At 73.0% G+C, this 12,066-nt stretch carries 8 protein-coding genes and 2 pseudogenes; 6 read left to right on the top strand and 4 right to left on the bottom strand.

Going from position 1 to position 12,066, the window contains the following annotated elements:
* Window positions 1-304 precede the first annotated feature (304 nt).
* The 3 genes from lipA to ACN267_RS01290 all read left to right on the top strand — a co-directional run bounded on the left by lipA (window position 305) and on the right by ACN267_RS01290 (window position 3,877).
* Entirely contained in the window at window positions 305-1,354 is a 1,050-nt protein-coding gene (lipA, locus tag ACN267_RS01300) for a lipoyl synthase (protein WP_204959383.1), read from the top strand.
* A 238-nt stretch (window positions 1,355-1,592) separates the two neighbouring features.
* Window positions 1,593-3,110, top strand: a complete 1,518-nt coding sequence (locus ACN267_RS01295; RefSeq protein WP_204959384.1) for an NAD(P)/FAD-dependent oxidoreductase — start codon at window positions 1,593-1,595, stop codon at window positions 3,108-3,110.
* 77 nt (window positions 3,111-3,187) lie between these two features.
* Window positions 3,188-3,877 (top strand): DUF4191 domain-containing protein, encoded by a 690-nt coding sequence (locus ACN267_RS01290; RefSeq protein WP_204959385.1) that lies wholly within the window; start codon window positions 3,188-3,190, stop codon window positions 3,875-3,877.
* An 86-nt stretch (window positions 3,878-3,963) separates the two neighbouring features.
* On the opposite strand, the gene ACN267_RS01285 is transcribed toward ACN267_RS01290, so the two are convergent.
* Complete coding sequence (locus tag ACN267_RS01285; RefSeq protein WP_421487734.1) at window positions 3,964-4,374, bottom strand: RDD family protein; 411 nt, start codon at window positions 4,372-4,374, stop codon at window positions 3,964-3,966.
* A gap of 339 nt (window positions 4,375-4,713) precedes the next feature.
* On the opposite strand from ACN267_RS01285, the gene glnA reads away from it, so the two are divergent.
* A complete protein-coding gene (gene glnA, locus ACN267_RS01280) occupies window positions 4,714-6,138 on the top strand; it encodes a type I glutamate--ammonia ligase (protein WP_088644628.1) in 1,425 nt (474 codons plus the stop codon).
* Between the two features lie 316 nt (window positions 6,139-6,454).
* Here the strand turns inward: glnA and ACN267_RS01275 are convergent, their stop codons facing one another.
* The 3 genes from ACN267_RS01275 to mptB (ACN267_RS01265) all read right to left on the bottom strand — a co-directional run bounded on the left by ACN267_RS01275 (window position 6,455) and on the right by mptB (ACN267_RS01265) (window position 10,258).
* Window positions 6,455-7,198, bottom strand: a complete 744-nt coding sequence (locus tag ACN267_RS01275) for a LamG-like jellyroll fold domain-containing protein (RefSeq protein ID WP_421487733.1) — start codon at window positions 7,196-7,198, stop codon at window positions 6,455-6,457.
* A gap of 140 nt (window positions 7,199-7,338) precedes the next feature.
* On the bottom strand, window positions 7,339-8,841 hold the full coding sequence (mptB, locus tag ACN267_RS01270) for a polyprenol phosphomannose-dependent alpha 1,6 mannosyltransferase MptB (protein ID WP_421487732.1): 1,503 nt from the start codon (window positions 8,839-8,841) through the stop codon (window positions 7,339-7,341).
* A complete protein-coding gene (gene mptB / locus ACN267_RS01265; RefSeq protein WP_421490365.1) occupies window positions 8,825-10,258 on the bottom strand; it encodes a polyprenol phosphomannose-dependent alpha 1,6 mannosyltransferase MptB in 1,434 nt (477 codons plus the stop codon). Before mptB (ACN267_RS01265) ends, mptB (ACN267_RS01270) begins: the two co-directional genes overlap by 17 nt.
* A gap of 44 nt (window positions 10,259-10,302) precedes the next feature.
* On the opposite strand from mptB (ACN267_RS01265), the pseudogene ACN267_RS01260 reads away from it, so the two are divergent.
* A pseudogene (locus ACN267_RS01260) lies at window positions 10,303-10,737 on the top strand (hypothetical protein); the annotation flags it as partial.
* A 141-nt stretch (window positions 10,738-10,878) separates the two neighbouring features.
* Window positions 10,879-12,057 (top strand): annotated as a pseudogene (locus ACN267_RS01255) (hypothetical protein); the annotation flags it as partial.
* Window positions 12,058-12,066: the final 9 nt, after the last annotated feature.

Raw genomic sequence — 12,066 nt, 5'->3', positions numbered from 1 at the left:
GGGAACCTCGCGGTGCCACCACACCTTCGCTCCCGCCGTGGCGGGAGCCTCATTCGTCGCCTTTTCACCGGGGCCAGCCGGGCGGGCTCTACTGGGCGTGCGGGCACGCCGTTCTTCCCGCGGCTCGGGAGGGTCTTCGCGCCCCGGCGTCAGACCGCCTTCCAGCAACCGGCGGCTCTCTGCACTGGCGGATCGGGGCGTTACTCGGCTCCGTCACAGCTCTGCCGGCACGCTAGCACCCGTTCCGTCGGCCTGTAACGGGCTTTTCCGGTCGCCGGGTGGCCGGTGTCACAAGACCGGTGACGTGACGCCGGTCGCCCGACGTGCATCGATCGCCGCCGTCGGGCGTAGGCTCGGTTTTGTGACGATCGAGCACTCCGCGCCGACGACCCAGCAGGCAGCGCGCTCCGCGACGGTCGCCCCCGAGGGGCGACGGATGCTGCGGATCGAGGCGCGCAACGCCGAGACGCCGATCGAGCGCAAACCGCCGTGGATCAAGGTCAAGGCCAAGATGGGGCCGGAGTACACCGAGCTGCGGGGGCTGGTCTCGCGCGAGGGGTTGCACACCGTCTGCCAGGAGGCCGGCTGCCCCAACATCTACGAGTGCTGGGAGGACCGGGAGGCCACCTTCCTCATCGGTGGCGACCAGTGCACCAGGCGCTGCGACTTCTGCCAGATCGACACCGGCAAGCCGGCCGAGTTCGACGCCGACGAGCCGCGTCGGGTGGCCGAGTCGGTGGCCACCATGGGCCTGCGCTACGCCACCATCACCGGGGTGGCCCGCGACGACCTGCCCGACGGCGGTGCGTGGCTCTACGCCGAGACGGTCCGGCAGATCCACGCGCTGCGCTCCGGCTGCGGTGTCGAGCTGCTGATCCCCGACTTCAACGCCGTCCCCGAGCAGCTCGCCGAGGTGTTCGGGGCCCGGCCGGAGGTGCTGGCGCACAACGTCGAGACGGTGCCGCGGATCTTCAAGCGGATCCGTCCGGCGTTCCGCTACGAGCGTTCGCTCGACGTGATCCGGCAGGCCCGCGCCGCCGGCCTGGTCACCAAGAGCAACCTGATCCTGGGCATGGGCGAGGAGCGGGCCGAGGTCTCCCAGGCGCTGCGCGACCTGCACTCCGCCGGCTGCGAGCTGATCACCATCACCCAGTACCTGCGCCCCACCCCCCGGCACCACCCGGTGACCCGCTGGGTCAAGCCGGAGGAGTTCGTCGAGCTGCGCGAGGAGGCCGAGGAGATCGGCTTCGCCGGGGTGATGAGCGGGCCGCTGGTGCGGTCGTCGTACCGGGCGGGGCGGCTCTACCAGCAGGCGCTGGCGGCCCGTCAGGACACCCCGGTCACCGTCGGCTGACCCTGGGACGCCACCGGGCCACGCCCGCAGAAAACCACCGGGCACGACTGCGGAGGAACACCGGCACGACGACACCCGCCGGGCATTCGAGTGTGTCGATCTTCCCAGACCTCGGCGGCACCCGCAAGAGGTGTCGGGCCGCAGCTCGGCGTCGATTCGGCGACGCTGTCCGGGCACGGCGGGATCGTGTTAGATTCCGCCAGCCCTGACCCGCAACTCATCGATGGTGGTGTCTTTGATGGCGCAGCCGCACACGGTTGTCATCGGCGCCGGCCCTGCCGGCCTCACAGCCGCGTACGAGTTGACCCGGCGACACGCCCCGGTCGACGTGGTGGAGGCCGACGACGTGGTGGGCGGGATCAGCCGCACCGTGGAGCGGGAGGGCTGGCGGTTCGACATCGGCGGGCACCGGTTCTTCACCAAGGTGTCCCGGGTCGAGGCGTTCTGGCACGAGCTGCTCTCCGACGACGACTTCCTGCTGCGCCCCCGGATGAGCCGCATCCACTACCAGGGGCGGCTCTTCGACTACCCGCTGCGGGCCGGCAACGCGCTGCGCAACCTGGGCGTGTGGGAGGCGTGCCGGTGCGTCGGGTCGTACCTGTGGGCGCGGGTGCGTCCGCCGGCCGACCAGAGCCACTTCGAGGGCTGGGTGTCGGCCCGGTTCGGGGCCCGGCTGTACCGGATGTTCTTCAAGACGTACACCGAGAAGGTCTGGGGCATCCCCGCGACGGAGCTGCAGGCGGACTGGGCGGCCCAGCGCATCCGCAACCTCTCCCTCGGCGCGGCGATCCGGGGCGCGCTGCTGCCCCAACGCGGCGGCACCGAGGTGACCAGCCTGATCGAGGAGTTCCGCTACCCCCGGCTCGGCCCGGGGATGATGTGGGAACGCTGCGCCGAACTGGTGGTCAAGGGCGGCGGGACGGTCGAGCTGGAGACGGCCGTGCACACCGTGCACCGCGAGGAGGGCCGGGCGGTCGCGGTGACCGTCGACGGCCCGTCCGGCCAGCGGCGGATCGCCGCCGACCACGTGGTCTCCAGCATGCCGATCTCGGCCCTGGTCCGGGCGATGGACCCGCCCGCGCCGACCGAGGTACGCGAGGCCGCCGACGCGCTGCGGCACCGGGACTTCCTGACCGTGGCGCTGGTGGTGCCGGCCGAGGCCGGGTTCCCCGACAACTGGATCTACGTGCACACCCCCGGGGTGCAGGTCGGGCGGATCCAGAACTACGGCGCCTGGTCGCCGGAGATGGTCCGGGCCGGCGGCACCTGCCTGGGCCTGGAGTACTTCGTCAACGAGGGCGACGAGCTGTGGTCGACCCCCGACCCGGAGCTGGTCGCCTTCGGCACCGCCGAGCTGGAGCGGCTCGGCCTGGTCCGCCCCGGCTCGGTCACCACCGGGTACGTGGTGCGGATGCCGAAGGCCTACCCGGTCTACGACGAGGGGTACGCCGAGGCCGTCGAGGTGATCCGCCGCTGGCTGGCCGAGGCGGTGCCGAACGTGCACCCGGTGGGTCGCAACGGCATGCACCGGTACAACAACCAGGACCACTCCATGCTCACCGCGATGCTGGCCGCCGAGAACATCCTGGACGGCACCGACCACGACGTCTGGGCGGTCAACGTCGAGGAGGACTACCACGAGGAGGGCGGCGGCAGCGCCGACGCCGCTCGTGGCGAGGGCGGCACCGGCCGCGCCGCGCCGGTGGTGCCCCGGCCCCGTACCGCGCCGGTCGGGGACCGTTCGCCCGCCGGCTGACCGCCGGCACGGTCGGGCCCCGGCCGAGCACCGGCCGGGGATCATCCGTCCTGGCGGCGACCACTAGACTCGGCGGCATGGCAAAGCCCCAGGAGAAGGTGTCGTTCGGCCAACGGCTGAAGCAGATCGGGATGGTGTTCCGGTTCACCGCCAAGCAGGACAGGTGGTTCGCGCCGCTGGCCGCCGGGGCGGTGCTGATCCCGCTCGCGCTGACCGTGGTCGCGGTGATCCTCTGGGGCTGGCTCTGGTTGCCGATCGGCATCCTGTTCGCCCTGCTCGCGCTGCTGGTTGTGCTCAACCTGCGGTCCAACAAGGCGATGATGAACGCGGCCGAGGGGCAGCCCGGCGCGGCGGCGCAGATCATGGAGAGCATGCGTGGTGACTGGCGGGTCACCCCGGCGGTCAGCTCCACCACCCAGATGGACATGGTGCACCTGGTGATCGGCCGGCCCGGGGTGATCCTGCTGGCCGAGGGGCACCCGCAGCGGGTCCGGGGCCTGCTGGGCCAGGAGAAGCGCCGGCTGGCCAAGGTCATCGGCTCGGCGCCGCTGCACGACTACGTGATCGGCCAGGGCGAGGGCGAACTGCCGATCCGCAAGCTGCGGATGACCCTGATGCGGCTGCCGCGCACCCTCAACGGCAAGGACGTCAACTCGCTCGACAAGCGGCTCAAGGCGCTCACCGCCCGGCCGCAGATGCCCAAGGGCGCGATTCCCAAGAACATGCGGCCGCCGGGCCGCGCGTTCCGCCAGACCCGGGGCCGCTGAACCCCCATCCGGTACGCCTCCGCGAGCCGGGCCCGTCCGTCGGGTCCGGCTCGCGTCGGGTCCGGGGCCAGCGGGGTGGTGCTGGTTCAGCGGGCGGGGCGGGGAGCGTCGGCGATGACCGCGCCGGTGAGCCGGTCGTGCAGGCCACGACGCTGAGCGTCCATGATCAGGGGCGGTACCACCAGGGCCAGGAGCAGGCCGCGCAGGAGCGCCCGGGGGATCCCGAGCCGCCCGCCGTCGGACCAGTCGAGGCAGCGCAGCCTGGTGATCCACATGCCGGGGGTCTGGGCGAAGAGGCCGAGGAAGAAGCCGTACTCGACGATGAGCACCAGCACCGGGGCCCAGCCGTCACGGACCGGGTCGGCGAAGAAGTTCGACACCAGCAGGCAGAGCACCCAGTCGATCACCAGGGCACCGAACCGTCGGCCGAGGCCGGGCGGGTCGAAGGTGGGGTCGGTGGCGGGCGGCACCGGTGCCGCAGCGGGCGGACTCGTCACGGTGGTCCAGGGTAGTCAGCGCCGGCCCGGGGCCGCCCCGCAGCCCGTCGTCGGGCGGCGGACGCTCCGGAACCGCTCCAGGATGGCCCCGGGACGACCAGCAGGTGGACTCCGGGGGCGTTCCCGCAGTCTGTGCAAATTCGGTCTTTTCATCCTGAACAGCGATACAGCGCTTCAGCCGGTATCGTCCGAACGGACAACCCGGCGGGTACTGAGCGGCGCAGATGACGCTCCGCTAGCGGCGTAACACGGCAGAAACATTGGAGACACGGGCGAGCAACCCCATGGTCATAGCGTCGCCAGAGCCCAGCCACCGGAGTGGACGTGCCAGGAGGACGTGTGTTTGCCAATCCCGAGGAACTCCTGCGATACCTCAAGAACGAGGACGTAAAGTTCGTCGACGTACGTTTTTGTGACCTGCCCGGCGTGATGCAGCACTTCAACCTGCCGGTGGAGTCCTTCGACGACAGCGTCTTCACCGACGGTCTCGCGTTCGACGGTTCGTCGATCCGCGGTTTCCAGGCGATCCACGAGTCGGACATGCTCCTGCTCCCGGACGTCGCGACCGCCTTCATCGACCCGTTCCGCGCGCAGAAGACCCTCGCGCTCAACTTCTTCATCCACGACCCGTTCACCCGTGAGGCCTACTCCCGGGACCCGCGCAACGTGGCCAAGAAGGCCGAGGCCTACCTCGCCGCCAGCGGCATCGCCGACACCGCGTACTTCGGCGCCGAGGCGGAGTTCTACATCTTCGACTCGATCCGCCACGAGACCTCGGCGCACCAGTCGTTCTACTACATCGACTCGGTCGAGGGCGCGTGGAACACGGGGCGTGAGGAGGCCGGCGGCAACCGCGGCTACAAGACCGCGTACAAGGGCGGCTACTTCCCGGTGCCGCCGGTGGACCACTACGCCGACCTGCGCGACTCGATCGTGCGTCGGCTGGTCGACGGCGGTTTCACCGTGGAGCGTTCGCACCACGAGGTCGGCACCGCCGGCCAGTCGGAGATCAACTACAAGTTCTCCACCCTGCTGCACGCCGGTGACCAGCTCCAGCTCTTCAAGTACATCGTGAAGAACGAGGCCTGGGCCAACGGCAAGACGGCCACCTTCATGCCCAAGCCGCTCTTCGGCGACAACGGCTCCGGCATGCACACCCACCAGAGCCTCTGGCTCAACGGCGAGCCGCTGTTCTACGACGAGACCGGCTACGCCGGCCTGTCGGACACCGCCCGCTGGTACATCGGTGGCCTGCTGCACCACGCTCCGTCGCTGCTGGCGTTCACCAACCCGACGGTCAACTCGTACCGTCGGCTGGTGCCCGGCTACGAGGCCCCGGTCAACCTGGTCTACTCGCAGCGCAACCGCTCCGCCTGCACCCGCATCCCGGTCACCGGCAGCAACGCCAAGGCCAAGCGGGTCGAGTTCCGGGTGCCGGACCCGTCCAGCAACCCGTACCTCGCCTTCTCGGCGATGATGATGGCCGGCCTGGACGGCATCAAGAGCAAGATGGAGCCGCCGGCCCCGATCGACAAGGACCTCTACGATCTCCCGCCGGAGGAGTGGGGCGACGTCAAGCAGGTGCCGGGCTCGCTGCCGGAGGTGCTCGACGCCCTGGAGGCCGACCACGACTACCTGCTCGACGGCGGTGTCTTCACCCCCGACCTGATCTCCACCTGGATCGGGTGGAAGCGGGCCAACGAGGTCGACCCGGTGCGTCTGCGCCCGACCCCGCACGAGTTCGCGATGTACTTCGACTGCTGAGGTAGATCAAGGCACTGACCTGCACCAACAGGATCAACACTGATCTTGGCGACAGGTGGGTTACAACCTCACGGACGGCGGTCACGCCCGGCTCACAGCCGGGCGTGGCCGCCGTTTCGTGCCGCTCGCCGGGCCCGGCACCGGGTCGACGGCAGCCGCGTCCCGTCAGGTCGAGTTCGGGCACCAGAGGGTGGTCCCCGCGGCCGGGCGGCGAGGCGGGCGCCGGCCGGTGAGGACCGACCGCCGGGCCGGCCCGACCGCGTCCGGCGTCGCATCGGTGGGCCGGCCCTGGCCCGCCCACCGATGCGACACAGCGTCAGTTGGTGCTGAAGACCGCGTTGTCCAACTCCCCGCGGAACTGGTCGTTGTTGGTCAGGCCCGGACCCTTCGCACCGATGTTGACCTTCGCGGTGCTGGTGATGTTCATGGTGGCCCCGGACCCGGTCTTGACCACCTGGTTGTCGACGACGAGGCTCAGCACGTCCCCGCGTCGCTTGCACTGGACGAACGTCCAGCCCTGGTCGGCGATGGAGGCGTCCGCGGTGAGCAGGAGCGAGGTTGCGCCGTTGACGCCGGTGCCGGCGATGCGGCAGCCGGGCTTGCCGTTGTCGAGTTGGAGCTTCCACTGGGCAGGGTCGGCGAAGAGGCCCTTCTGGATCAGGTTGGCCCCGCCGGTCAGTTGACCCGAAGTGATCTTGACCAGGGTGCTGATCGTGAAGTCCTGGCTGCCCGGGCTCAGGTTCGCGGCGTCCGGCACCTGGACCACGGCGCTTCCCGTGGCCGGGAAGGCCAGCGCCGGGCTGGTGCCCGTGCCGCTGGGACGGCTCGCCCGGGAGACGCCGCCCGGAGCACTCACCGCGATGCAGCCGGAGTCGCCAGGGGTGGCGACGTCGGCGAAGCAGCCGGACGTCCATGGGCCGGGCTCGACCTGGCCGGTGGGGGTGGCGTCGAAATCCAGCCGTAGCTGTTCGGTCGCGGCGTACGCAGGCGTGACGCCCAGCAGCAGGGTGCCGGCGAGGGCGGTGACACCCAGGGTGAGTGCGGCGGTGATCCGACCCATGAAGACCCTCCAGAAGATTCTGCTGCCGTCCCCGTCCGGTCGCAGCGTGCCAACATGATTACCGTGGGTGCGTCCACTGTCAACGCTGCGGAGTTGACGATCGAGCCGGGCAGCCCGCGCCCACCCCGCACCCCGGCCCGTCAGGGCGGGTCAGGCAGGTCACGGCGGGTCGGGTACCGGCGCAGCGCCCCGAGCGTGCCCGCGAGTACCAGGACGGTCATCGCGATCGCCCCGGGTGCCTTCGTGTAGCGGGCGACCGAGGTGCCGTCGGGCAGGGTGAGGAAGGCCGCCACCGCCGCCGCCGTCACGAACCAGGTGGTCCGGGTCGCCGCCACCGCGAGCAGCAGCAGCGGCCCGGTCACGTACCACGGGTGCAGGACCGGGGCGAGCAGCACCGTCGCGGCCAGCGCCGCGCCCGCCGCACCCAGGGTGACCCGGGGCCGGGCCGCCGCCAGCCGGTGCACCCGCTGCCGGACGTCGTTGAGCCGGCGCAGCGCCGTCCACGCCCGCCACCACAACACCACCAGCAGCGCCACCAGCGCCACCAGGCCCACCGCCCGGGTCACCGGCACCGCGTCCGGCCGCCGACCGGCCAACTCGCCGACGTAGTCGACGACGAAGCCGACCGCCGTCGGTGGTGACGTCCACTGCTGCGAGTCCCCGCTGCGGGCCAGCCCGGCCACCCAGCCCAACCCCAGGCCGGACAGCGCCGACACCGCCGCCAGGGTGGCCAGGACCGCCCCGGCGAGCCGGCCGCCGTCGCGCAGCAGGGCCCGCAGGGTGTAGCGGCCGTGCACCGCCGTCAACGCCGCGAACGGCAGCACCACCAGCGCGGTCGCCTTCACCGCCACCGCCAGCCCGAACAGCACCCCGGCGACGAGCAGCCCCCGGGTCCGGCCCGGCGACCGCACCAGCACCAGCAGACCCAGCGCGAGCAGGCCGAGCAGCACCGCGTCGTTGTGCGCGCCGGCCACCAGGTGCACCCCGACCAGCGGCGAGGCCAGCCCCAGCCAGGCCGCCCGGCGGGTGGGCACCCCGGCGGCACGGGCCAGGCCGGGCAGGCACAGCGCCACCAGCAGCACCCCGGCCACCGCGTACAGCCGCAGCACCAGCAGGGTGCCGAGCAGGGAACCGCCGGCTCCGGCAGCCAGGGCGGCCAACAGGACGAAGACCGGGCCGTACGGGGCCGGGGTGTCCCGCCAGATCGGCGCGACCGCGTCCGCCCACGGGCAGCCGGCCGCCGCCACCCCCACCCGGTACGGGTCGTGCCCGGCCGCGTACGACCAGCCCTGGCAGGCGTACGAGTAGACGTCCCGGCTGGCCAGGGGCGGGGTGAGCAGCAGCGGCAGCGACCACAGCCCGGCGGTGACGTACGCCCACCGGGTCGACGGGGCACCGGCGCGCAACACCCACCAGGCCCCCACCATCAGCGCCGTGCCGGCCAGCCAGCAGCTCACGGCGGCCGGGCCGTGCGGCGCACGCCACGGGCCGGTCGGCGGCACCTCGGGCAGCACCCCGCCCAGCCAGCCGGCCACGGCGAGCAGCACCGCTCCGGTCAGCCCGACGTAGCGGGCCACGCGGGCCCGCCCGGTCGGTGCGCCGGCCTCGGTCACCGGCCACCTCTCCTCAGTCGGCGGGCGCATCCACGGTGGCGGGTCGCCTTCCCGCCCGAGCCGACCGTACCAACCGGACAGCCACCACGATCACCAACAGCGTCATCAGCGGGGCGCCGGGCATCTTGGTGAACCGGGGCAGCCCGGTGCCGTCCGGCAGCACCAGGAACGACGAGACCAACGCCACCAGCGCGAACCACCGGGTCGACCGGTGGGTCGTCGCGGCGAGCACGGCCATCGGCCACAGCCAGTACCAGGGGTGGAACAGCGGCGCGAGGGCCACCGTCGCGGCCAGCGCCAGGCCGGCGTGCCACAGCGGGTCGCGGGTGCGGGCCCGCCACCACAGCCAGACCAGCAGCACCGCCAGCACCAGCATGCCGATCGTCCGGGTCACCGGCAGCGCGTCGACGTCCGCGCCGAACAGGGCCGCGACGTAGCCGGCGGTCTGCCCGACCGCGGTCGGCGGTGAGGTCCAGGCGATCACCAGACCGCCCTGTTCCAGGCCGGCGATCCATCCGAAGTCCAGTCCCGCCGCCAGGGTCGCGCCGGCCACCGCGACCAGCGCACCGCCGGCGACCGGCAGGCCGTCGTGCAGCAGCGCCCTGATCCGGTACGGCCCGACCAGCGCGGCCAGCACCGCGAACGGCACCACCACCAGCGCGGTCACCTTCACCGCGCCGGCCAGCCCGAGCAGCACCCCGCCGGCCAGCAGCGGCCAGCGCCGGCCCGGGTTGGCCGCCACCACGGCCAGGCCGGCGACCAGCAGGCCGATCATCAGCGCGTCGTTGTGCGCCCCCGAGACCAGGTGTACGCCGACCAGCGGCGAGGCCAGCGCCAGCCACACCGCCCGCTGCGCCGGTACGCCGCAGCGCCGGGCCAGCGTCGGCAGACAGGCGGCGGTCAGCGCCACCCCGGCCACGGCGAGCAGCCGGAACAGGGCGATGTTGACGGTCAGCGCGGTGTCCGGATCGAGACCACCGGTGAGCCGTACCACCGCCCCGGCGATCATCACGAACAGCGGCCCGTACGGGGCGGGGGTGTCCCGCCAGATGTAGGAGATGGTGTCGATCCACGGGCAGGGCAGCGCCGACACCCCCTGCTCGTACGGGTTGATCCCGGCCGCGTAACTCGCGCCCTGGCAGGAGTACGCGTACACGTCGCGGCTGGCCAGCGGCGGCGCGACCAGCAGCGGCAGCACCCACAGCCCGGCGGTGACCAGCGCCCACCGGGTCGATGGCACCCGATCGCGTAGCGTCCACCACGCCCAGGCCAGCAGCCCGGTGCCGACCAGCCAGAGCACGATGATCAGCGGCCCGTGCCGGCTCTGCCAGATGCTGACCGGGGTGGGTCGCAACTCCGACCCGGGCAGCGCACCCCCGAGGTACGCGGCGACGGCGAGCAGCACCGAACCGGACAGACCGAGCCAGCGGGACAGGTGGTGAGGCACGTCCGTCATGCTGCCAGTAGCGTGGGCGCGGACCGGAGGTGGGCATGCGGGGCAGCAGGGTGGTGGGGTCGGCCACCGTGGTCGCCGTCGTGCTCGCCGGGGTGTGGCTGGCGTCGCCCCCGCTCGGGTCGGACCTGTCGGCCCAGGTGGCCCGCGCCGACTTCTTCGCCGCGCACGGCTGGGCCCTGGTCGACCTGCGCTGGTACGCCGGCATCCGGCCGCTCGGCTACAGCCTGGTCTCACCGCCGCTGATGGCGACCCTCGGGGTACGTCCCACGGGGGCACTGGCGTTGGTCGTCTCGGCCGCCGCGTTCGCCGCCCTGCTGGTGCGTACCCGGGTGCCCCGGCCGCTGCTCGGCAGCCTGGTCGGGGTGCTGACGATCACCGGCAACCTGGTCTCCGGCCGGGTCACCTACGCCCTCGGGGTGGCTTTCGGGCTGGTCGCCCTGCTCGCCCTGACCCTGCCTGCCGACCGGCACGGCCCCGACGGACCGGGTTTCGCGCCAGGCACCCGGGGCCGGGCGGACGGCCGGGGCGGCGCGGGCGGGGCGGACCGCCGGGGCAGCGCGGCCGGGGCGGACCGCCGGGGCGGGCGCTGGACACGGGGCGGGGGCTGGGGCCGGCCGGTCCTGGCGGTGGCCGGTGCGGCGCTGGCGTCGGCGAGCAGCCCGGTGGCGGGTCTGTTCGTCGGCCTGGTCGGGGTGGCGCTGCTGGTCACCCGCCGATGGGCCGATGGCCTGCTGCTCGGGGTCGCGGCGGCGGTGCCGCTGGCGGTCACCGGGCTGTTGTTCGGTGAGGGCGGCTGGATGAACATCAGCGGCTCCGACACCCTCCGGTCGGTCACGGTCAGCCTGCTGGTGGCGGCGGTGGTGGCGTACCGGCCGGTGCGGGTGGGGGCGTTGCTGTCGGCGGGCGGGGTGCTGGCGGCGGCGCTGGTGCACACCCCGGTCGGGCTGAACGCGACCCGCCTGGTGACGATGTTCGCGCTGCCGGTGCTGGCCGCCGCCGCCCGGCCACCCGCCTGGCTCACCACCCGACTCCCGCGCCGGGCCGCCCCCGGGTCCGGCGGGGCCACCCGACCGGTCCCGCCGGTCAGCCCGCCCGTCGGGACCGGCGCGGTGGCGTTGGCCGTGCTGCTGGCGGCGGTGTGCTGGTGGCTGCCCCCGGTGGTCCCCGCCGACGTCCGCAGTGCCGACGATCCGACCGCCGATCGCAGCTACTTCGCCCCGCTCGCCGCCGAGCTGGGCCGGCGCGGGCTCACCGGGCGGGTGGAGGTGCCGCCGACCCGCAACTACTGGGAGGCGGCACAGCTCGGCGAGGTGCCGCTGGCTCGGGGTTGGCTGCGTCAGGTCGACATCGGCCGCAACCCGCTGTTCTTCACCACCGTCCCCGGGGCCCGCGGCACCGGTGTGCCGTTGACCGCCGACAGCTACCGGGCCTGGCTGGACGAGTACGCCGTGCAGTACGTCGCCGTCGCCGACGCGCCGCTGTCCTGGGTGGGCCGGGCCGAGGCGGACCTGGTCGGGGCGGGGTTGCCGTACCTGACCGAGGTCTGGTCGGACCGGCACTGGCGGTTGTACGCGGTGACCGACCCGATGCCCCTGGTCGCCGGGCCCGGGGTGCTGGTCCGGCAGGACGCCGCCACGCTGACGTTCCGGACCACCGCCGCCGGCCAGGTCCCGGTCCGCATCCGCCACTCCCCCTGGCTGACCGTCTCACCCGACGCCACCGTCACCGCCGACGGCCCCTGGACCCTGGTCACCGTCCCCCACGCCGGCACCTGGACCCTCCACTCCTGACCCGCCGGC

The sequence above is a fragment of the Micromonospora sp. WMMD734 genome, from assembly GCF_049178975.1.
Taxonomy (GTDB): domain Bacteria; phylum Actinomycetota; class Actinomycetes; order Mycobacteriales; family Micromonosporaceae; genus Micromonospora; species Micromonospora wenchangensis.
The sequence above is the reverse complement of the archived record's forward strand: the minus strand, read 5'-3'. Positions and strand labels throughout refer to the sequence as shown.